The organism is Bradyrhizobium sp. GW821-FHT13H05 (assembly GCF_058804065.1).
This window is the reverse complement of the sequence record NZ_JBXAPO010000001.1, coordinates 472,591-494,036: the sequence shown is the minus strand read 5'-3', so window position 1 is coordinate 494,036 and position 21,446 is coordinate 472,591. Positions and strand designations below refer to the sequence as shown.

The 21,446-nt window shown below is 62.2% G+C and carries 20 protein-coding genes and 2 pseudogenes; 11 read left to right on the top strand and 11 right to left on the bottom strand.

All coding sequences use genetic code 11. The features are described from left to right. Window positions 1-6 precede the first annotated feature (6 nt). Window positions 7-426: a peptide-methionine (R)-S-oxide reductase MsrB gene (msrB, locus tag AC1RR3_RS02340; RefSeq protein WP_492818941.1), complete on the bottom strand. Its 420-nt coding sequence runs from the start codon at window positions 424-426 to the stop codon at window positions 7-9. 30 nt (window positions 427-456) lie between these two features. Beyond that, window positions 457-1,164: a peptide-methionine (S)-S-oxide reductase MsrA gene (gene msrA, locus AC1RR3_RS02335; RefSeq protein WP_492818939.1), complete on the bottom strand. Its 708-nt coding sequence runs from the start codon at window positions 1,162-1,164 to the stop codon at window positions 457-459. Between the two features lie 306 nt (window positions 1,165-1,470). Here msrA and AC1RR3_RS02330 point away from each other — a divergent pair. Together AC1RR3_RS02330 and AC1RR3_RS02325 are read left to right on the top strand one after the other, a co-directional pair. Continuing rightward, a pseudogene (locus AC1RR3_RS02330) lies at window positions 1,471-3,146 on the top strand (tetratricopeptide repeat protein). Between the two features lie 286 nt (window positions 3,147-3,432). Next, window positions 3,433-4,092, top strand: a complete 660-nt coding sequence (locus tag AC1RR3_RS02325) for a hypothetical protein (RefSeq protein ID WP_492818937.1) — start codon at window positions 3,433-3,435, stop codon at window positions 4,090-4,092. Between the two features lie 2 nt (window positions 4,093-4,094). Here the strand turns inward: AC1RR3_RS02325 and AC1RR3_RS02320 are convergent, their stop codons facing one another. After that, on the bottom strand, window positions 4,095-4,925 hold the full coding sequence (locus AC1RR3_RS02320) for a hypothetical protein (protein ID WP_492818935.1): 831 nt from the start codon (window positions 4,923-4,925) through the stop codon (window positions 4,095-4,097). Between the two features lie 346 nt (window positions 4,926-5,271). Between AC1RR3_RS02320 and AC1RR3_RS02315 the strand changes: the two genes are divergently transcribed. Together AC1RR3_RS02315 and AC1RR3_RS02310 are read left to right on the top strand one after the other, a co-directional pair. Then, the gene (locus AC1RR3_RS02315; RefSeq protein ID WP_492818933.1) at window positions 5,272-5,439 is read left to right on the top strand and encodes a hypothetical protein; all 168 of its coding nucleotides are present in this window, start codon (window positions 5,272-5,274) and stop codon (window positions 5,437-5,439) included. 108 nt (window positions 5,440-5,547) lie between these two features. Continuing rightward, window positions 5,548-6,168 (top strand): hypothetical protein, encoded by a 621-nt coding sequence (locus AC1RR3_RS02310; protein WP_492818931.1) that lies wholly within the window; start codon window positions 5,548-5,550, stop codon window positions 6,166-6,168. A 21-nt stretch (window positions 6,169-6,189) separates the two neighbouring features. Here the strand turns inward: AC1RR3_RS02310 and AC1RR3_RS02305 are convergent, their stop codons facing one another. The 6 genes from AC1RR3_RS02305 to napE all read right to left on the bottom strand — a co-directional run bounded on the left by AC1RR3_RS02305 (window position 6,190) and on the right by napE (window position 11,694). Next, a complete protein-coding gene (locus AC1RR3_RS02305) occupies window positions 6,190-7,305 on the bottom strand; it encodes an ATP-dependent DNA helicase (RefSeq protein WP_492818929.1) in 1,116 nt (371 codons plus the stop codon). Between the two features lie 229 nt (window positions 7,306-7,534). Then, on the bottom strand, window positions 7,535-8,173 hold the full coding sequence (locus tag AC1RR3_RS02300; RefSeq protein ID WP_492818927.1) for a NapC/NirT family cytochrome c: 639 nt from the start codon (window positions 8,171-8,173) through the stop codon (window positions 7,535-7,537). Further along, on the bottom strand, window positions 8,170-8,640 hold the full coding sequence (locus tag AC1RR3_RS02295; protein WP_492818925.1) for a nitrate reductase cytochrome c-type subunit: 471 nt from the start codon (window positions 8,638-8,640) through the stop codon (window positions 8,170-8,172). Before AC1RR3_RS02295 ends, AC1RR3_RS02300 begins: the two co-directional genes overlap by 4 nt. After that, window positions 8,637-11,150, bottom strand: coding sequence for a nitrate reductase catalytic subunit NapA (napA, locus tag AC1RR3_RS02290; protein ID WP_492818923.1), 2,514 nt, complete (start codon window positions 11,148-11,150; stop codon window positions 8,637-8,639). Before napA ends, AC1RR3_RS02295 begins: the two co-directional genes overlap by 4 nt. Window positions 11,151-11,166: 16 nt before the next feature. After that, entirely contained in the window at window positions 11,167-11,481 is a 315-nt protein-coding gene (locus tag AC1RR3_RS02285; RefSeq protein ID WP_492818921.1) for a chaperone NapD, read from the bottom strand. A 27-nt stretch (window positions 11,482-11,508) separates the two neighbouring features. After that, window positions 11,509-11,694, bottom strand: coding sequence for a periplasmic nitrate reductase, NapE protein (gene napE / locus AC1RR3_RS02280; protein ID WP_492818919.1), 186 nt, complete (start codon window positions 11,692-11,694; stop codon window positions 11,509-11,511). 216 nt (window positions 11,695-11,910) lie between these two features. Between napE and AC1RR3_RS02275 the strand changes: the two genes are divergently transcribed. From AC1RR3_RS02275 to AC1RR3_RS02250, 6 genes and pseudogenes are all read left to right on the top strand, one after another. Further along, entirely contained in the window at window positions 11,911-13,041 is a 1,131-nt protein-coding gene (locus AC1RR3_RS02275; RefSeq protein ID WP_492819778.1) for an AraC family transcriptional regulator, read from the top strand. A gap of 86 nt (window positions 13,042-13,127) precedes the next feature. Then, entirely contained in the window at window positions 13,128-14,375 is a 1,248-nt protein-coding gene (locus tag AC1RR3_RS02270; RefSeq protein WP_492818917.1) for an acyltransferase family protein, read from the top strand. 113 nt (window positions 14,376-14,488) lie between these two features. Further along, a complete protein-coding gene (locus tag AC1RR3_RS02265) occupies window positions 14,489-15,694 on the top strand; it encodes an LLM class flavin-dependent oxidoreductase (RefSeq protein ID WP_492818915.1) in 1,206 nt (401 codons plus the stop codon). A gap of 231 nt (window positions 15,695-15,925) precedes the next feature. Next, the gene (locus AC1RR3_RS02260) at window positions 15,926-16,708 is read left to right on the top strand and encodes a helix-turn-helix transcriptional regulator (protein ID WP_492818913.1); all 783 of its coding nucleotides are present in this window, start codon (window positions 15,926-15,928) and stop codon (window positions 16,706-16,708) included. A gap of 196 nt (window positions 16,709-16,904) precedes the next feature. After that, window positions 16,905-17,759, top strand: coding sequence for an outer membrane protein (locus AC1RR3_RS02255; RefSeq protein ID WP_492818911.1), 855 nt, complete (start codon window positions 16,905-16,907; stop codon window positions 17,757-17,759). Between the two features lie 58 nt (window positions 17,760-17,817). Then, window positions 17,818-18,135 (top strand): annotated as a pseudogene (locus tag AC1RR3_RS02250) (helix-turn-helix domain-containing protein); the annotation flags it as partial. A 306-nt stretch (window positions 18,136-18,441) separates the two neighbouring features. Here AC1RR3_RS02250 and AC1RR3_RS02245 read toward each other — a convergent pair. Continuing rightward, window positions 18,442-18,582, bottom strand: coding sequence for a hypothetical protein (locus AC1RR3_RS02245; RefSeq protein ID WP_492818909.1), 141 nt, complete (start codon window positions 18,580-18,582; stop codon window positions 18,442-18,444). Window positions 18,583-19,758: 1,176 nt separating this feature from the next. On the opposite strand from AC1RR3_RS02245, the gene AC1RR3_RS02240 reads away from it, so the two are divergent. Then, on the top strand, window positions 19,759-20,745 hold the full coding sequence (locus AC1RR3_RS02240) for an AraC family transcriptional regulator (RefSeq protein ID WP_492818907.1): 987 nt from the start codon (window positions 19,759-19,761) through the stop codon (window positions 20,743-20,745). A gap of 134 nt (window positions 20,746-20,879) precedes the next feature. On the opposite strand, the gene AC1RR3_RS02235 is transcribed toward AC1RR3_RS02240, so the two are convergent. Next, window positions 20,880-21,386 (bottom strand): DUF1993 domain-containing protein, encoded by a 507-nt coding sequence (locus tag AC1RR3_RS02235; protein ID WP_492818905.1) that lies wholly within the window; start codon window positions 21,384-21,386, stop codon window positions 20,880-20,882. Between the last annotated feature and the right edge of the window lie 60 nt (window positions 21,387-21,446).

The following is a 21,446-nucleotide window of genomic DNA, read 5'->3' as shown; positions in this document are numbered from 1 at the left end:
GAATATTTATTTCGGCTCGAGCTTCAGCGCCGCCGAGTTGATGCAGTAGCGCAGGCCCGTCGGCCCGGGGCCGTCGGGGAAGACATGACCGAGATGGCCGCTGCACTTGGAGCAGAGCACCTCGGTGCGGATCATGCCGTGGCTGACATCCCGCTCCTCGTCGACATGGCTGTCGATCGCCGGCGCGGTGAAGCTCGGCCAGCCGCAGCCGGAATCGAACTTGGCGTCGGATTCGAACAGCACATTGCCGCAGCCGGCGCAGACATAGGTGCCGGCGCGGTGATCGTGTTCATACTCGCCGGAGAAGGGACGCTCGGTCGCCTTCTCGCGCAGCACCGCGTACTGCATCGGCGACAGCTCGCTGCGCCACTGCTCTTCGCTCTTGATGACCTTGTCGTCGGTGGTTTTCGTCTTGGTATCGGGCATGGATCTCCCGTTTCTTCTGTGATCTCGCGATCAGTTGGTGGCCTTGCTGGCATTCACCAGCGTCGGCTTTTCAATGTAGTTATCCGCGAACAGTTTTTTCAGGTTCTCGACCTTGGGCAGGTCGTTATAGGCGATGTAGGGCTGGTTCGGGTGCAGGGTCAGATAGTCCTGGTGATAGCCCTCCGCCGGATAGAACGCCTCCAGCGCGCCGACCTTGGTCACGATCGGCTTGCCGAACACCTTGGCGCCGTTGAGCTGGGCGATATAGGCCTCCGCCACCTGCTTCTGCTCGTCGGAGGTGGTGAAGATCGCCGAGCGATATTGCGTGCCGACATCGGGACCCTGGCGATTGAGCTGGGTCGGGTCGTGCGCCACCGAGAAGTAGATCTGGAGGATCTTTCCATAGGAGATCTTCTTCGGGTCGTACTTGATCTCGACCGATTCCGCATGGCCGGTCCGGCCACCCGAGACGGTCTGGTAGTCGGCGGTCGCCTTGGTGCCGCCGGCGTAGCCGGACACCGCATTGACAACACCAGCGGTGTGCTGAAACACGCCCTGCACGCCCCAGAAGCAGCCGCCGGCGATCACGGCAGTCTGGATGCCGCTCGCCGGCGCCGCGTCCATGGTCGGGGCGGGGATCACGACCGCCTCCTCGGCGGCCCGGGACGGCACGGCAAAGGCCAGGGTCAGGGCCGTGGTGGTGGCGGCGAGCAGAGTCAGAAGGGCGGGACGGCGCATGGCGGAGCCTCTTTCCGGAAGGTTTGACACTCTAGGTCGGTTGGCGCCGGGCGAACAGCCTGCCCGGCCGCATTTTCGGTCACCTGAGATACGGGTCGAGCCACCGTTTGTTACGCTCGGACGGACACGAGTCTGTGAAAAGCGTGGCTTGAGACGGCCCGGCTTGGCGGGGTGAGGAACTCCGCGCTAAGAGCATGAACCGCAAAAGTGTAAAGCGGTTTTGCGCAAACATCATGCTCAGGCAATAGATGAACCCGCGCGATCGCCGATCGACTTAAAAAGTGGTGGCTGGAGCTGACCTGACACATGCTGCGCGTCGTTTCCCTGACCCTCGTCATCCTGGTCTCCGCCGCCGCGACCGCAGCGGCCGAGCCCCAACCCGGTGACGATCTCGCCATTTGCCGCGACCGCCAGGCCGAGCTACAGGCCCGCGCCACGGCCTGCGACAATCTGCTCAACGCCGACCGTGTCACCGGCAAGGACAAGGCGATCGCGCTCACCGTGCGCGGCAACACCCTGATCAACAAGCGCGACTACGCCCACGCGATCGAAACCCTGTCCACGGCCGTCGACCTCGATCCCGACAACGTCGTGACGCTCAATCTCCGCGGCCTCGCCTATGAGCGCAAGGGTCAGGACGACCTCGCGATGGCCGACTACAACCTCGCGCTCCAGAAGCGTCCGACCTACGGCGTCCCCTACAACAATCGCGGTGTCATCCAGCTGCGCCGGGGCGCGCTGCAAAGCGCGCTCGACGACTTCAACCTGTCGATCAAGTACACGCCCAAATTCCTGCTCGGCTGGACCAACCGTGCCCGCGTGCGCACGCTGATGAAGAACTATGACGGCGCGATCGCCGATTTCGCCGAGGCCGAGAAGATCGATCCGGCCGCGCAGCAGATCGCCGGCAACCGCTGCATCACCTGGGGCCTGATGGGCAAGTTCGACCAGGCCTTTGCCGACTGCAACGGGCTGATCGAGAAGCAGCCGAAAAACGTCTACGCGATCAACAATCGCGCCGATGTCAGCATGATGAAGGGCGACCGCGATGCCGCGCTGAAGGACTACAACACGGCCATCCAGATCAACCCGAACAATGTCCGGGCCCATTCTGGCCGCGGCCAGATCTACGAGCGGAAGAAAGATCTCGCCCAGGCGCGTGCTGACTACCGCGCCGCGGCCTATTCGCTGACGAAGTTCGACGAGCTCGACGTCGCGCGCGCCCGCGCCATCGCGCAGGAGCGGCTCGCCGCGCTGACGCCGCAGGCACCGGCTGGCGCCACCGGCCGCCGCGTCGCGCTGGTGGTCGGCAACGGCGCCTACAAGAACGTGCACGCTCTGCCCAATCCGCCGCGCGACGCGAAACTGGTCGCAAACGTGCTGAAGGATATCGGTTTCCAGACCGTGATCTCCGTCAGTGACCTCACCCGCGACAAGTTCTTCGAAGCGCTGAAGGCCTTCGCCGACGAAGCCGAGAAGGCCGATTGGGCGGTGGTCTATTACGCCGGCCACGGTTTCGAGATCGGCGGCGTGAATTATCTCGTTCCAGTCGATGCCAAGCTTGCCGCCGACCGGGATGCCGAGGCCCAGGCCGTCGCCCTGGAGCAGGTGATCGCAGCGGTCGGCGCTGCGAGAAAAGTGCGTCTGGTGATGCTGGATGCGTGCCGCGACAATCCGTTTGCGCCGACGATGCAGCACACGCTGTCGCTCAAGCTGGTCGACAAGGGCTTTTCCAACATCGAGCCCGGCGCAGGCTTCATGGTGGTCTACGCCGCCAAGCATGGCGAGACGGCGACGGCGGCGCCGACAGCCCGTTCGCCACCGCGCTCGCCCGCGAGATCAAGGAGCCGAAGGTCGAGATCAGGAAACTGTTCGACATCATCCGCGACGACGTCTGGTCCGCCACCAAGCACGAGCAGCAGCCGTTCACCTACGGCTCGCCGCCGGGCCGCGAGGATTTTTATTTCGTGGCGGGGAAGTGAGGCTTGGTCGGTGCGTAGTGCGTCGGGCGGGCCTAGCTAAGCTTAACCTGCGACTGCTAGGGACCATAAGACGAAGTGGGTTACGCTTCGGCTAACTAATAGGGGCCTTTGTGCGACTGCTTCCATTCAATCGCCGATCGCACGATGGTGGGGATTGTCGAGGAGGAACAAGCTGTATTCAGGATCATAGTGACAAGCCCTTTATCGACGACAGATTAATCCGAATCGCGTAAGCGTGGTTCAGAAGCTTCCTGTTACGTCCCTCAATATACAGGTGGACATCAGGGTGACACGTTCTCGCTCTACAGTTCGGTCGATTGCTAATCACTCCCCTCCTCAGTTGGCGTTGCCTTTCGACCTTGTGAGCCTTGATCGGCGGCACTGCAATATCATTGCTGGCCAAATCGCCGCGTACTTTGGGACAGTTGACAGTTCAGGCAAGTGGGCCGACCTTGGGCTGGTAGAGATCAAGTCCCTGTTCAACCGGCTTTCAGTTTTGCGTACCTTAGAAAAAGCGGCTCCACATTCATCGGACATCATCCGCCTCGTTCCTCGGCGGCGCTATCTATTGCTTAGCGGGTATCTGTCGAATTTCATTTCGCGCCGAGCGCTACGCGGTCGTTTGGCGCATGATCTGATGTTCTTGAGCTATCGGTTGGCAAGGTGTGGCCACGGCTTCGTAGGTGATGTCGTACAACTGACGGAAGCGCAGGTACTCGTTTATGCCGCGAGCATTGCGGTATTGCGAAATCCTGAATCCACGGTCGGACAACTCAAGATACTGCTTTCGCAACGAGACCTTGGTTTCGGCATGCGTGCGCCGGGGTGGAATCGTCCTACCGATCCTAGCCTCGAAGATCTCATTGCGCTGCGCGACAGCCGGAGCGAACGTGACGCGCAAGTTGCGCGCGCATCAAAGCCAACGCATTTGCATCTAATCCCCTGACGTCAGGGGGCAATTTCCTCAAGGGCCACGGCGCGCTTCGAGCCAAGCTTATCTTGGCCCTCGCGGCACCTGATTTGTCCAACCGGCACCTTCTGATCGCAGAAGGTTTTGATTTTGCGCGCCAAACCAAACGTCACCGTGTGGCCTTTTGCTAGTTCGCGGAAGACGTCGTGGTCGGTTTGGCCGGTCGCTTCACCAAGCTGATCGAGGAAGGTCGAATCCGCGCCAATCCGATCCCGAAGATACTGCTCATCGAAGTCGCCAATATTCCAACAGGCGGGGATGACCGCCATATAGCGGTAGATGTCTGCGCCGGATGTGAGTTCATCAAGGGATGTTGGTCGGATGTCGCCGGCGCTAGATGCGGCGTTCGCGGCCGGAGCGCCCTTAGCCTTTTCCTCTTCGAGAAGCTGGTCAAGCGCAAGTTCGCAGGAAAGAAGAATCTGTGCGGCCTTTACGAGGAGAAGCGGCTTTCCCGCAATGGCTTCGAAGTATTGTGGCCGCGCCGTCGTGTCCCAGTTCGCTTCTTGTTTGCGGGCAACCAACCGGGAAACTCCTTCCATCTCGTGCCAGCGGCTGAGCTTGGCTTCCCGGATTGCATCCTTCCGCACGTCGTAGAGTTTCTCACCGGTAAGGCCCGTGATGTCGCGGAACCATGCCATGCCGCCAATGCGGAAACGAGGCTTGCCGACATGCTCGGCTGACCAAGCGGAATCCATTTGGACATTTTCAGCATAGGGATTCATAGCGATGCGATGGAGCAGCAAGCCCGTCAGCGTCGCAGGTCTCTTGGCCGGTCGATTTTGCCCGGCAATTTCTTGCTGGAAGGACATTTCCACCCTGAATGAGGGCAGTCCTGTCGACTATCCCTCCCCTAAGCCTTTAAGTATCGACGCAGCTTAGCGTTGTAGAAGCGCAATTCAAGAAACTTCAGCCCATTTCACCCCATTTCACCCTACAGCAGTAATGACAGGGGGGGGTCGATCGCTATACTGCGTCCAGCGCACAACAGTGGCGACTCTCTGCGTGTAATGGCTAAATGAAACTGTGTTTAATCGTGGTTCATCCAGTTGAGTACGCACGCGAATTTCGTATTCGCCTAGTATTGTTGTGCAAGGTGTTCGCGAATTATCTTCTGGCCACTGAAGAGCGAAAGCTTTACGGCCTATGGAGATAACGATGCAATCCTTCATGCCAATCGCAACGATCATCTGCACGATCGCTGCAGTTATCGGCACGACCGCTGGGGTCATTTCGACCTACGTTTCGGTTCGGACGTTCATGGCGAACCGGAAGCGCCGCGACCCGCCTAACCCGGCTATTGAAAATTCCACGCCGTCCTCTTGAGATCGGGGTCCACAGCACGATCCGTCGCTGCTTTTGGTGTTGATCAAGCGACAGGTTTTGCAGGAACGTGGACGCTCAAACGCGCCGCAATGGAGGATCTCTTTGCCCGTGAAGTTCGATAAGTTGCCCTTCAACGCCCGGCCCGATCTCACGCCGTACATACTTCACTTGACGAAGAACACCTCAAAGCTTGACAGACATTCGGCCTACGACAATCTCGTCAATATCCTGAAGACCGGAGAGGTATGGGGCAGCGAGAAGAAGACGGGCATGATAAAGGGCCCGCATCCCGCGGCATGCTTCATGGATGTACCCTTCGCTTCGCTCAAGTATGTTCTGACGCCGGAAAACACCGATCGGCAGAAGCCGCGATACGAACCCTACGGCATTGCCGTTACGAAGCGATACGCGCACAGGAAAGGTTGCCGGCCAGTTCTCTATTTATCAAATGCGGAGCTAAAACAACTTGGGATTCCGCTAGATGAGCAGTGGCGTGTCGTGCGCTTCGAGCAAAACACGGATGGCTGGATTAGCTGGCTCCACGAGCGCGAATGGCGATGTAGGGGTGACTTCGAGTTGCCCAGTCTGCTTCAGGTTGCCTTCGTCCGCACAACCCATGAGGCAGAAAAGCTCACGAAACTTCTCGCCAAACATCCTGATCGTTTCGCAGCCAGACCACGTTCGGTCATACCCATGACGGTATTATGCCTGGGGCTACTAAAAGGCTAATCTAACCAACCAGCGGCAGCGTCACACGACGATACTCAACCTTTTCGCCGCGCGCGTGATCCCCGTGTAGAGCCATCTTGCGCGGCTCTCCCCAAACGCAAAGCTCTCGTCGAACAGCACGACGTCGTCCCATTGCGAGCCCTGCGATTTGTGCACGGTCAGCACGTAGCCGTAGTCGAACTCGTCATAGGGCTTGCGCTGCTCCCAGGCGATCGCCTCGACGCCGCCCTCGAAGCAGTCGGCGCGCACCGAGACCTTGGTCACCTTGTGGCCGAAATCCTCGTCCGGCGACAGCCGCATCGAGAGGATGCGCGATTTCGAGCGCGAGGTGTTGCGCGACTTCACGCGCCACAGGCCGCCGTTGAACAGGCCCTTCTTGCGGTTGTTGCGCAGGCACACCAGCTTGTCGCCGGCGACCGGGAAGACGTCCTCGATGTTCTGGCGCTGGCGCACCCGTATATTGTAGGCGCGCCTTGTGTTGTTGCGGCCGACCAGCACCTGGTCGGCGCTCATGACGCGGTCGGGGTCGAGCTCTTTCCGCGACACCACCTCGCTCTCGCCGTAGCGGCCGATGTCGAGCTCGCGTCCCTCGCGCACGTCCATCGACATCCGCACGATCGGATCGTCCTGGGCCTGGCGGTGCACCTCGGTCAGCATCGCATCGGGCTCGGTGTTGGTGAAGAAGCCACCGCCCTGGATCGGCGGCAGCTGGGCGGGATCGCCCAGCACCAGCAGCGGGCAGTCGAACGACATCAAATCGCGCCCCAATTCGGCATCGACCATCGAGCATTCGTCGATCACGATCAGTTTTGCTTTTGACGCCGGCGCGTCGTCCCAGAGTTCAAAACTCGGCTGCTCCTCGCCGGATTCGCGGGCGCGGTAGATCAGCGAATGGATGGTGGAGGCCTCGTCGCAACCCTTGTTGCGCATCACCAGCGCCGCCTTGCCGGTGAAGGCGGCAAATTTCACCTCGCCGTCGACGCCGTCAGCGATATGCCGCGCCAGCGTGGTCTTGCCGGTGCCGGCAAAGCCGAACAGCCGGAACACCGGCGGCGTGCCGTTACGGCCCGGCTTGGCTTTGAGCCAGTCGCCAACGGCCTTGAGCGCGGCATCCTGATGCGGGGTGAATGTGGCCATGTCTGTCTTGAGGAGGGGCGAAACGGAGCGATTCGCCACCCCCCAAAACTAACCATTCGCCCCGCCGGTTCAAGCGGGGGCGCGCCGCCATTGCCGCCAGGGACCCGCACCTAAGCCTCGCAGAAGGTCGTCATGCCCGGGCTTGTCCCGGGCATCCACGTTCTTCGTGCCGCGTGGTTGGGCGTGGATGGCCGGGACAAGCCCGGCCATGACGCCGTGGGAGCTTGGCCTATTGCCAGCCGGGGACGCCGCGCATGTCGGGCAGATGGTGGGCGATGCCCTTGTGGCAGTCGATGCAGGTCTTCTCGCCTGTGAACAGGAAGCGCTGATGCGCGACCGAGGCCCGTGGCGACTGCTTTGTGATGTCCATGGAATCGGCGCTGTGGCAGTTGCGGCATTCCAGGGAATCGTTGGCCTTGAAGCGCGCCCATTCATGCGCGGCGAGCTCGAGGCGATGGTCCTGGAATTTCTCGCGGGTGTCGATCGTGCCGAACAGCTTGCCCCAGACCTCCTTGGAGGCCTGCATCTTGCGCGCGATCTTGTCGGTCCAGTTGTGCGGGACGTGGCAGTCCGGGCAGGTCGCGCGCACGCCGGAGCGGTTGCTGAAATGGATGGTCGATTTCAGCTCGGCGAAGACGTTTTCGCGCATCTCGTGGCAGCCGGTGCAGAATTTTTCGGTGTTGGTCAATTCCAGCGCGGTGTTGAAGCCGCCCCAGAAGATCACGCCGGCCGCAAAGCCCGCGAGCACCAGCACGCCGAGCCCGAACACCGAGCTCGGCCGGATCAGCACCTGCCAGAGCTCGCGCGCGAAATCCCAGCAACGCAGGATGAAGCCGCGTTTCGCCTTTGGCTCCTCGACAGCCGTCATCGCCGGCCACCGGGGCTTGCACGCGACAGCAGCGTGTCGATATCCGTAAAATCGTTGCTCACCGGCGGCGTCGCCGTGTTCTGCGGCACGTGGCATTCCGTGCAGAAGAAGCGCCGCGGCGAGATCGAGGCCAGGAACTGGCCGTCGCGGTCCATGAAATGCGTGATCGAGACCATCGGCGCCTGCGATTCCGCGGTGCGCGCCCGCGCATGGCAGGACAGGCATTTGTTGCCGTTGAGGTCGATCTGGTAGCCGTCGATCGTGTGCGGGATGACCGGCGGCTGCTCCGGATAGTTGCGTACCTCCCGCTCGGACGTATTGCGGTTCGGCAGCATCGGCGGCGCCGGGCCCTCGTCATTGAGCGGGGTCGGGCCGCGCAGGCCTGAATTGACGGTCTGCGCGGTCAGTGAGCTCGCGCCCGCGGCGATCGCGACCGCGAGCAGGGCGATGCCAAATCGTTTCATCATGACAGGTTCACCCGCTCGATGCGCACGGCGCATTTCTTGTAGTCGGTTTGCAGCGAGATCGGATCGGTGGCGTCCAGCGTCACCTTGTTGATCAGCTTGGATTCGTCGAACCACGGCACGAACACGAGGCCGCGCGGCGGCCGGTCGCGGCCGCGTGTTTCGACGCGGGCGCGGATGAAGCCGCGGCGCGACACCACCTTCACCTCGTCGCCACGCCGGAGCTTGGCTTCCGCCGCGTCGTCGGGATGCATGAAGCAGACGGCTTCGGGGAACGCCTTGTAGAGTTCGGGCACGCGGCGCGTCATGGTGCCGGAATGCCAATGCTCCAGCACGCGGCCGGTGGAGAGCCAGAACGGATAGTCACCGTCGGGCGATTCCGCCGGCGGCTCGTAAGGCAGTGCGAAGATGCGCGCCTTGCCGTCGGGATAGCCGTAGAACTGCACCTCGGCGCCCTGCTTGACGTAGGGATCGCTGCCCTCGCGGAAACGCCATTTCGTCTCCTGGCCGTTGACGACAGGCCAGCGCAGGCCGCGCTCCCGGTGATAGGTGTCGAACGGCGCGAGGTCGTGGCCGTGGCCGCGGCCGAACGAGGCGTATTCCTCGAACAGGCCCTTGTGAACGTAGAAGCCGAACGCCTTGGACTCGTCGTTGAGATAGCCCGGCTCGATGTCGGTAACAGGGAATTTGTCGACCTGGCCGTTCCTGTAGAGCACGTCGAACAGCGTCTTGCCGCGAACCTCGGGCTTCTTGGCGATCAGCTCCTCCGGCCAGACCTCCTCGATCTTGAAGCGTTTCGAGAACTCCATGAGCTGCCAGAGATCGGACCTGGCCTCGCCGGGTGCCGCGACGAGCTGGTGCCAGAACTGCGTGCGTCGCTCGGCATTGCCATAGGCGCCTTCCTTCTCCACCCACATCGCGGTCGGCAGGATCAAATCGGCGGCCAGCGCCGTCACCGACGGATAGGCGTCGGAGACCACGATGAAATTGTCGGGATTGCGGAAGCCCGGATAGGTCTCCTCGTTGGCGTTGGGGCCGGCCTGGAGGTTGTTGTTGACCTGCACCCAATAGGCGTTGATCAGGCCGTCCTTCAGCATCCGGCTTTGCAGCACGGCATGTGCGCCGGGCTTGTCGGGAATGGTGCCCTCGGGCAGCAGCCAGAGATGCTCGGCCTTGGTGCGGTGTTCCTTGTTGGTCACGACCATGTCGGCCGGCAGGCGGTGCGAGAAGGTGCCGACCTCGCGCGCGGTGCCGCAGGCCGAGGGTTGGCCGGTCAGCGAGAACGGGCTGTTGCCGGGCGAGGAGATCTTTCCGGTCAGAAGATGGATGTTGTAGATCAGGTTGTTGCACCAGACGCCGCGGGTGTGCTGGTTGAAGCCCATGGTCCAGAACGAGACCACTTTTGTCTTCGGGTCAGCATAGATCTCGGCGAGCGCCTCGAGGCGATTGAGCGGTACGCCCGACATCTCGGCGGCTTTCTCCAGCGTGTAGTCCGACACGAACTTGACGTACTCGTCGTAGCTCATCTCGGTGGAGTCGTTCGCCTTCGCCGCGCCCGTCGCCTTCTTCTGCAGCGGATGTTCGGGTCTCAGGCCGTAGCCGATGTCGGTCTGGCCGCGCCTGAAAATGGTATGCGCGGCAACGAAATCCTTGTTGACCCGGCCGGTCTTGATGATGTGGTTCGCGATGGCGTTCAGCAGATAGAGATCGGTCTGCGGCTTGAAGATCATGCCGATGTCGGCGAGGTCGAACGAGCGGTGCTCGAAGGTCGAGAGCACGGCGACGCGGACATGCGGCGCGGACAGCCGGCGGTCGGCGAGGCGCGTCCACAAAATGGGATGCATCTCCGCCATGTTGGAGCCCCACAGCACGAAGGCGTCGGTGGCCTCGATGTCGTCATAGCAGCCGGCCGGCTCGTCGATGCCGAAGGTGCGCATCATGCCGGCAACGGCCGAGGCCATGCAGTGGCGCGCATTGGGATCGATGTTGTTGGTGCGGAAGCCGGCCTTGAACAGCTTTGACGCCGCATAGCCTTCCCAGATCGTCCACTGGCCGGAGCCGAACATGGCGACGCCGTTCGGCCCGCGCTTCTTGATCGCCTCCTTCCACTTCACCTCCATGATGTCGAAGGCTTCGGTCCAGCTGATGGGCGTGAAGTCGCCGTTCTTGTCGTATTTGCCGCCTGTCTTGCGCAGCATCGGCTGCGTCAGGCGGTCGTGGCCGTACATGATCTTGGAGAGGAAGTAGCCCTTGACGCAGTTGAGGCCACGATTGACCTCGGCCTTGATGTCGCCGTGGGTGGCGACGACGCGATTGTCCTTGGTGGCGACCATCACCGAGCAGCCGGTGCCGCAGAAGCGGCAGGCGGCCTTGTCCCATTTCAGTTCTGCGACGTCGCGCTCTGCGACGAGGTTCGCGGCGAGCGCCGGCACCGGCATGCCCGCGGCGGCGGCCGCGATCGCGGCGGCCTCCAGTTTCAGCATCTGGCGGCGGTCGAGCTTTGGCGATGTCATGATGGCTCTTCCTTGCTCAGGCGGTTTCGATGGCGTGGAAAACCAGCGCCGCGGAGTAGACGTCGGGCAGCGACTGGATGGTGTTGAGCAGGGTGCCGAGGCCGCCTGCGTCAGGCGCCTCGGTCACGACGACGAGCTTTCCGCGCGGATCGCGGCCGTGAATCTCGCAGCCGGCGAGGGCGGTGATCGCGGCTTCCAGTTCGGCGAGCCGCTCGGGGCGTGCCTGCACGATGATGCTGGCGATCTCGCAGCCCGGCGGTGAGATGACGCGCTCAGCGCTGAGCACCCGGCCGGTGAGCAATGCGCGGCGGTTGAGTTTGGCTTGGGCCATGATGCCTGTCTTTCGCTGTTCGAATGATCAATGCGGGGAGGGCGGGGGGCCGGGTGGGCCGGCGAACATCTGGTAGATCCAGACGCCGAGCCCGTATGAGCCGACCGTTCCCACCGCGAGGACGGGCATCACGACCGCGGTCAGGAACAGGAAAGCGAAAATCTCCATGCGCTTACGGCGCACGCGTGAAGTCGCGTCGACTGGGGCCGACATATTCGGTCTCTTTGAATGTATGGGAATCGGGACGGCATCCGGGCCGTTGCCTTGCTGGACTATTGATGCATTCGGGCCGCGGCGGCGTTGATCTGGATCAATCCGTCGATTTGCGAGGATGGTTGCGGCCGTGACCGCAACCGCAAGTTTGGGTTGTGTCGGCGCGGGGGCGGTGCGACAGTTTGACCTCGAACGGGGATACGAGTTGTGAACGCGATGGGGCTCACGGCCGTCGATCTTGGGCTGCGCGGCGCGACGAGCGGCGTGTTCCTGCTGATCATTCTCGTCGCATGGCTGCGTCGTGCGACCGGCCAACAGGCTTCGCTGGGCATCGCGATGTGCGCAGGCGGCATGTTCTATGCGATCGTGACCGCGCCCAACTTCCCCAAAGCGGCTTGGTGGTGGACGTTGCCGATCCTGTGGGCGCAGCCTGCAATATTCTGGCTGTGGGCGCGCGCGGCGTTCGACGACGATTTCGTGCTGAAGCGGTGGCACGGCGCCATTTGGCTGAGCATCGTGGCCTATGGGTTCGCGATCACGCTGGGCTGGGCGCATTGGCCCGCTTTGGCTGGCGCAGCCGGGCGAGTCCTGGCATTGGCCAGCCTGGTGCTGGCCCTCGCTGCCGCAGTTCAGACGGTCAAGACCTGGCGCGCCGATCTGGTCGCGCGGCGCCGCCGGCTGCGGCTGGCGATGCTCGCGATCAATGTCGTGCTCATCGCGGCCGTCGCCGTCGCCGGCTTCGCTGCAATTCCTGTCGCGGTTCCCGGCGCGCCCGGCAGTCTGCCGACCGCACTCGGCCTGTTCGTCGTGGCCATGCTCGCCGGCATCGGCCTGTTCAGCGCACCGGCAGCGGTGGCCGTCGACGACGCCACGGCCGCGATTGCATCCGGCGAGGCGGGGAGACAAGCCGGGGTCGCCGGTCGCGCCGCCGCGGGGCGGGTCATCGTCGACCCGATCCTGCTCCGGCGCCTTGACCACCTGATGACCGTAGAACGGACCTACCGGCAGGAAGGTCTTGCGATCGGGGCGCTCGCGGTTCGGCTCGACGTTCCCGAGTATCGGCTACGCCAGGCGATCAACGAAGGGCTGGGCTATCGCAACTTCAATGCGTTCCTGAATCACTATCGTATCGAGGATGCCAAGCTGGCGCTGTCCGACGCGGCGCAGCGGGAGGTTCCGGTGTTGACCATCGCCATGGACGCGGGCTTCCAGTCGATCGGGCCGTTCAATCGCGCCTTCAAGGCCGAGACCGGCATGACCCCGAGCGAATTCCGGCGCGAGGCCCTGAGCCGGCCGGAAACCGATCGCGATCTCAAAATCGGCCAGCCGCGCCGAGAAATCGGCTAGCCGATTTCCGGATCGGGCAAGAGCGCCCTGACCTGATCGGGCATTGTCGGAAAGAAGAAGGTGTTCTCCAGCAAGCCGAGCCCGCCATGTCCCGTTTGACCGCCGCCACCCCTGCCTCGGAACGCCTTCATGCCCTCGATGCGGTCAGGGGTTTTGCCCTGCTGCTCGGCATCGTCCTGCACGCGACATTGTCGTTTGTGCCGGCCTCGCCCCGGTTCTGGATCATCCAGGACACTCATCCCAGTCTCGCCCTGAGCCTGCTGTCCTTCGCCATCCATGTCTTCCGGATGACGACCTTCTTCCTGATGGCGGGTTTCTTCGCCCGCATGAGCTTTCACCGCCGGGGGGCCAGGGGGTTCGTCAAGGACCGGTTGCAGCGGATTGCCCTGCCGCTCGTGATCGCCTGGCCGATCGTGTTCATGCCGATGGCTGTGGTGATCATCTGGGCCTCGGGCTTTCCGAACGGCGGTCTGATTCACCGGACGTCCGGCTGGCTGCCGCCACTGCCGAATTTCCCGCTGACCCATCTCTGGTTTCTCTATATGCTGCTGGAGCTCTACGTCGCCATGCTGCTGCTGCGCGGCGCAATTGTCTGGCTTGATGCGTCGGGCACGCTGCGAACGATCATCGACGGCCTCTTCACAGGGATCATGCGAAACCCGCTTGCGCCGCTGGTTCTGGCGATCCCGATCGGCATCGCTTTCTGCCTCGACCCACGATGGATCAACGTGATGGGCGTGAGGACGCCGGATCAATCGCTCATCACCAATGCGCAGGCCTGGATCGGCTTCGGCACCGCATTCGGCGTCGGCTGGCTATTGCATCGGCAGATCGACCTGCTGCGGATCCTCGAGCGACGCTGGTTGGCGCATCTCCTGCTCGCGCTCGGCCTGATCCTGGTCAGCTTCGTGCTGTCAGCCGTGATGCTGTCGTCGCCGGGCGCCTCGAAACTGCCGGTCAGCTTCGCCACGCTCAGGCTGATCTCCGCCATCCTCTACGCACCGGCGATATGGATTTCGACCTTCGCGGTCCTCGGCCTCGCGCTCCGCTTCATGTCCGGCTTCAGCCCGACCTGGCGCTACCTCGCCGATGCCTCCTACTGGCTCTATCTGATCCACATGCCGATCGTGATGGCGCTGCAGGTCGCGGTGTCGCAGCTCGACTGGCCCGGGCCGGTCAAGTTCGCAATCATTCTCGCCGTCGCGTTTCCGCCGATGCTGGCGAGCTATCATCTGCTGGTGCGCTTCACCTTCATCGGCGTGGTGCTGAATGGCCGCCGCGCACCGCGCGAAGCAGCCCCTGTCGTGGCGGTGGAAGGTTCCGCCGCGCCATAGCGCCGGATGCGGTGAAGGGATCGTTCTCCCGCACGGCGGAATTGCTGCTCCGTAGACAGTGCCGCCCCGCTCATTAAGATGAGCGCAACAAAGAATAATGCGGGAGAGGCGTCATGAAGTTCGGCATCTTCTATGAGCTGCAACTGCCACGGCCCTGGGTGGCTGGCGACGAGCTGAAGCTCTACCAGAACGCGCTCTCGCAGATGGAACTTGCCGACACGCTCGGCTACGACCACGCCTGGGTGGTCGAGCATCACTTCCTCGAGGAATATTCGCACTCGCCCTCGCCGGAATCGTTCCTCGCCGCCGCCAGCCAGCGCACGAAGAACATCCGGCTCGGCCACGGCATCCTCCAGCTCACCACCAATCATCCGGCGCGCGTCGCCGAGCGCGTCGCGGTGCTCGACCTGCTCTCCAACGGCCGCTGCGAATTCGGCATGGGCGAGAGTGCGTCCATCACCGAGCTCACGCCGTTCGGCCGCGACATGGAGACCAAGAAGGAGGTCTTTGAGGAAGCGGTGCAGGCGATCTTCCCGATGTTCAAGGACGCAGGCGCCGAGCACCACGGCAAGTACTTTGACATCCCCTTGCGCAACGTCGTGCCGAAGCCGGTGCAGAAGCCGCATCCGCCGCTATGGATGGCCTGCTCGCAGCTGCCGACCATCGAACGCGCCGGCCGCCACGGTTTTGGTGCGCTCGGCTTCCAGTTCGTCAGCGCCGATGCCGCGCATGCCTGGGTGCACGCCTATTACAACGCGATGACCAAGCGTCTCGCCAAGCTCGCCGACTACGAGATCAATCCGAACATGGCGCTGGTGTCGTTCTTCATGTGCGCGAAGACCGACGAAGAGGCGCGTGCGCGCGCCGACGGCGCCACCTTCTTCCAGTTCGCGCTGCGCTTCTACGGCGCCTCGCAGAACCGCCAGCGGCCCGCGCCCTACACGGTCAACATGTGGGACGAGTACAACAAGTGGAAGCGCGACAATCCAGAGGCACAGGAGGCGGCCCTGCGCGGCGGCCTGATCGGGTCGCCCGAGACCATCCGCAGGAAGCTCAAGCGATTCCAGAGCTCGCACATCGACCAGGTCATCCTCCTGAATCAAGCCGGCAAGAACAGCCACGAGCACATCTGTGAATCGCTTGAGCTGTTCGGCCGCGAGGTGATGCTGGAGTTCCAGAACGATCCGGCCCAGGCGGCCTGGAAGAGGAGCGTCATGAGCGGCGAGATCAAGCTGGAGGAGATCGACACCGAGGCGTTCACGGACCGCTACGGCAAGCTCGCCATCAACGTGGCGCCGGCGAAGGCCGCGGCGGGGTAGGGCGTCTGATCTGGCGCTGGCATGGGCCCCGGCTCAGCAGCGCATCACTGCGTGCTGCGCTGCGTCCGGGGCAAGAGACTGATTGTGAGGCACGTGTCCCGGACGCGATGCAGCACGCAGTGCTGCTTCGCAGAGCCGGGACCCAGAGGCGGCACAAGCCGGCGCCGCCGACTTCCGGCCAACTCCCCTTGCTGATATCCTCCGGCAAAAGAACCTTTGCGGAGGAAACCCATGCGCCCTCACGCGACGCCCGCAAATCCACTGGCCGGCGACGTCACACCCGCGGTGCTCGCGATCGGCCGCCCCGACTTCCCGAACACCCTCATCGACACGCTGCGCCGGCAGGCCGGCGTCGGCCATTGCATGGTGTTTGCGCTGACGCGCGCAGGTCGCGCGCGGTGCCTGCTCGATGCCGGCAACATCCCGACCGGCAGCGATCTCGGCGCGGCCTATGCGGGCCAGTTCCACGAATCCGATCCCAACCGCGATGCGCTGTTCGAGGCCGAGGGCAGCGCGCCGATCATGCTGCCGTCGTTCGCGCCGCGCATGTATGGCGCGCGCTATCGCAAGATCTTCTTCAACGACTCCGACATCGTCGACAAATGCGCCACCGCGATCTGGACTGACGACACCTGCTTCTATGTCAATTTCTACCGCATCACGTCCCAGGGCCAATTCAGCGATGCCGAGCGTGCGCGATTGCAGACCATTGCACCCGCAATCAGCGCCAGTGTCGCGCGTCATTTCCAGCAGACTGCGACGCCAGACCAGAACCTCGCCGCGTTGTTCGCCTCGCGTGCGCCGCTCTCGGCGCTGACGCCGCGTGAGCAGGACGTCTGCCGCCGCATCCTGCTCGGCCTCAGCTCCGAGGCGATCTCGCTGGCGCTCGGCATCAGCCTGCATTCCACCCTGACCTACCGCAAGCGCGCCTATGAGCGGCTCGGGATTTCCTCGCAGAACGAATTGTTTTCGATCGTGCTGGGCTTGCTCGCGGGACCGCACGGCCTGAACTGAGGGGAACTCCAAGGGGAATCCAGGTCCGCGGGTCGCTGGCCGGCATGTGGTCGAAATGACACATGGAAAGCAGATTCGTCATGGGAACCCGCGCGGCGGATTGCCGCTGCCGCAACCTTGGTAGCAGATAGAAACAGATGGTCACCTGATCCGGCTTCCCAGGTTTTGGTCCGGACAGGGACAAAGGGAGCGATCGATGAAGCAATTTGCTTTCGGAATGCTTGCCCTCGCCTTCGGTACCGTAACTGCTTCAGCTGCAGACCTCCCCCTCAAGGCGCCGCCGCCACCTGCTCCGGTCTTTAACTGGACTGGCTTCTATGTCGGTGCAAATGGCGGCGGTATCTGGAGCAACAACGATGTTTCCAACAACTTCTTTGATGGCGCCGGGATAGCATCGGCGCAGACATTGGCGGCGCTTGCGGGTGCCGGCGGAGCGAATGGAAGCGGCGGATTCGGCGGCATTCAGATCGGCTATAATTGGCAGCGGGCGACATCGTGGGTATGGGGCGTTGAAGCGGACATTCAGGGGATGTCCCTCAATGCGAACCGTACGAGCGCGGTCTTTACGATCGGCCCCAACAATGCGCAGGACTTCGATCAGATCCACCACAATTGGTTCGCGACCTTCCGCGGGCGCGTCGGGTACACCACAAATCGTGCCCTGTTCTACGTAACGGGCGGCCTCGCCGTCGGTGACACGCGTTTCTCCCGTACGCAGACTTGGACCTTCGCGGGTGATCTCTGTGCTGCGGATCCTCGCAATGGTTTGGGCGACTGCCACGTCGGTTCGGCAACGACGACCTCGGTCGGCGGCACGATCGGTGCCGGCGTGGAATATGCTTTTTCCGGCAATTGGAGTGTAAAGGCCGAATACCTCCATATCTGGCTGCAGGATCACAACGGTTTCCTGACGCAGAACAGCGGGGCCTCCTTTGCCGGTCCTCCTCTCCTTGTCCAGCGCTTCAATCAATCGATGAATGACTCGAACCTGGACCTGGTTCGCATCGGCATCAACTATCGTTGGGGCAGCCCGATCGTCGCCAAGTACTGAGAATCTCGGCATCGATTGTTGGCGAAAACATCGCTCTTGAGCCGGTCGCTGTTTTGCGGCGCGCCTTCAGACCATTGCGTCTGCGATCGGCACCAGCTTCGCGCGTCATGTCCAGCAGGCAGCGACGCCCGGCCAAATCTCGCCGCGCTGTTCGCAACGCGCGCCGCTCACGCACCTCACACCGCGCGAGCAGGAGGTCTGCCGCCAGATCCTGCTCGGTCTCAGTTCCGAGGCGATCTCGCAGGAACTCGGCATCAGCCTGCATTCGACCCTGACCTACCGCAAGCGCGCCTATGAGCGGCTCGGCATCTCCGCGCAGAACGAATTGTTCGCGATCGTGCTGGGCCTGCTGGCGGGGGCAAGCGGCCTGAATTAGGGCGTGTACTCAACGGCTTGTGACCCGAAGCAGACGATACCGGCGGCGGCAGGCCACGCCAAAAACAATGCGGGCAACACCGCATTAAGAGACAGTCTGTAAATTGCTGGCCGATCGTCTGGCTGCTGTTGTACCTGTTATTGCCGAGCCTGGCGCTGTTGGCACTAGCCGGCTGGCATGTCGGGGATCGCCTGGCGCTGCTATGGATGGGCTGGGTGACCAAGGACGATGTCGCTCAGGAACAGCTGTCGGCCCGAAGCGGACGTGCCGCCCCAAAATGGCTCAGGTCGTCAGCTTGGGGCAGCCTTAGTTCAGTTTCCGGCGCAGCTTTTCGACAAGCGAACGCTGCGCATCGATGTAGTCGCGGACAACTCGCTTAAGCTCTTCCGACGCCCGCTCCTCGTTGGCGTTGGGCGCCTTTGGCGCTCCGGATCCCTCTTTGCTCATGGTTGCCATATCCCGATCAGTGGCTACGGTGCTAGTGGTCGGCCTTGGGTTGTTGAAATTTCAAGATCAACTTTTCCGCCGCTCGACGAGCATGAGACATAGCCACCTCCTTGTAGCGATGAAATCCGCTCTCCTCGTGCTGCTGAAAATGAACGGTCCATTGCCAGCCGCGTGGAGCGATGGTCCAGAGAACCTTTATCTGCGCGCCTCGATACTCCATTGTGAACAGTTACTGGGAGCAGTCCTTAAACTCTGAAATCTTCCGACCTTGCTGCCATAGTTCTACGTCGTAGCCGTCTACGTATCTTGCGGCGTGCTGCTTGGCTTCTTCATCGTTTTTCGACCAGAACTCGATGCGGTTCATGATGTGGCCGTCCGAGCCGATCAAGTATACGCGGTAGCCTTGCATCCTGCGTCACCTCGGCGGAGTTTCTATTTGGATGGCTGCAATCCTGGCGATGTAAGCCACTCGTTCATGTGAGAAGCGGCTTCGGCCTGTTCCGCTTTACGTAACAATTCATCGCGCTTCGACCCGCGAGGGAGCGATTCGGCCTGCGCTCTAAGGCGCTGCGCTTCCCGCGCCAGTCGTTGTTCCAATGAAGTGCTTTGTTTAACCCGCCGCCGCTTCATGTCGATCCTTCCCTCCCTTGCAGCCTCAGCTCAGCCAAATCGTCAATTTCCTGGCTGTGCGGTGCCGGACGTAGTCAGTGATTTTGATCCAGTTTGCCGGACGGTTCGTGCCTCTCGATGGGGTCGTCTCAAGGGGTAAGCGGGCCACTCATTTTTCTTCAGTCTCGAGCCGCCGGCAGTGCTCACCACGCCCAGGGTCGCAGAACTGCCCCTCGGCGAAGTGTCAAGGGGCGTACGCACGCCCGCTCCTCGTTTGGTTTTACCTCGGGGAACCATGGATATGTGTTCGGCGTCGGCGATTGACGTGCGCGCGATCAGCAACAGTTTGCCGCGGTCGGAAACGTTGACGTATTATATTTTCTCTGACCGGAATCTGCATTCTTGGCTCAATTCGAACCGTCACAAACTGGACAGTGCTGGCAGGATTTGAGCGTTGGGCCTCGGCATTTGATTTGGATCAATCCCGAGGGTTGTCTTCGTGCGATCCTGGTTTGAGCCTGTGAAACAGGTCCCCCGTGCCGGAATAGGGCCATTTTTCGCCTTCCCATGTTGGATGACGCTGAACGCCTCTTGAGTCGATTTCCCATCATCCGGACGGTCGATCCGGAGGCGATGCGGCACACTCTGTTCACGGTCTACGGCGCGACCGGATTCGAGGTGCCTGACCCGGATGGCTTCGAAGGCGAAGCCAATCACCTTCGGATCACGAATGTCGGTCTTAGCTTCTGCGGGTATGGCGCGAAGACAATCGTCGATTTCCCGGAGTGCGATTTTGCGCGACTGCAGATCGCTATCAAGGGCAAGGCCACGACCATTCTTAACGGCCGCGCAATTACGGTCAGCGTGCAGCGGCCTTGCGTCGTGCCTGCGCGGCAGCCGATCCGCGTGGTGTTCGAAGCGGGGTACGAGCAACTTCTTCTTCGAATAGAAAGTGCAGCGCTGGACAAGGCGTTGCTGTCCATCTTGGGTGCAAAACCACGGGGCCCGCTCATATTCGATCCGTTTGCACCAACGAAAGAGACTAACTCTCAGATACTGCGAGACTTGACCATTTTCTTGGCGAGACAGATTAATTCGGTATCCGCTCCGCTACCGAACGTGCTTCTTACGGAGCTTGAGCAGGCGATTACCATTGCCCTCCTTTCAGCTTATCGGCACAACTTCAGCGATTTCCTTGAAGGCCCCTCCAGAGAGGCCGCCCCCCGCCTCGTTCGCGTGGCCGAGGAGTACATCGAGGCGTCCTGGAATCGGGCTATCACCATCGAGGAGCTTGCGTCACACACTGACTCGAGCATCCGTAGTCTATACGCGGCTTTCAAAAGTAGTCGCGGATACACGCCAATGGCATTTGCGAAGACATTGCGATTGCAGCGTGCGAGACAGATGCTCCTGGAGGCAAATCAGCGAAACTCCGTCTCCGAAATCGCTTTCAAGTGCGGCTTCGGAAATCTTGGACACTTCGCGAGGGACTTCCGCAAAATGTTTGGTGAGCTCCCTTCCGAAATTCTGGCCCGAACGCGCCGGGGCCCCTAGCGGTCCGCTTAGGGTCCACGAGCCGCCGAACACGCTCAAGGTCGTAGACTTCCGCTCTGCGTTGCCAAGCTGAAGTTCGTGAGTACACGCCATGGGCAGATGGCGCCGTCGCGGCGCGCTCGGCAAGCTTCGCCTCAGAGCCCGCGGATAAAGTCTGCCTTGCCGATCTCCACCCCGTTGTGGCGCAGGATCGCGTAGGCGCAGGTGACGTGGAAGTAGAAGTTCGGGATCACAAAGCCAAACAGATACTGCTCGGCGGGGAAGGTCATGTCGTTGCCGGCGAGCTTCTGGGTGACGGTGCGATCTTCGGCGCCTGCGAACTTCTCCGTCGGCACGCTCTCCAGGAAGGCGATGGCCTTGGCGAGGCGGCCCTTCAGGTCCGCCACGGTCTTGTCCTCGTCGGGGTAGCCAGGGATGTCCATTTGGGCCAGGCGCGCCGCGCCGCCTCTCGCTGTTTCCGTGGCGCGATGGATCTGGGTCGAGAAGGGCAGCATGTCGATGGCCAGCCGGCTGCCCACCAGGACGGCCGGGTCCACCTTCTTGCCCTCGGCGTAGGCCGCTGCCTTGTCGAGGATGGCGTCGAGATTCTTCAGCGAGCGCACCATGCCGGGAACGGCGGCGTCGTACATGGAGAGGGACAAGGCAAATCTCCTGACAGAGTGACCCCCATTGGCGCTCGTTCGAGCGGCATTGCGGGATTC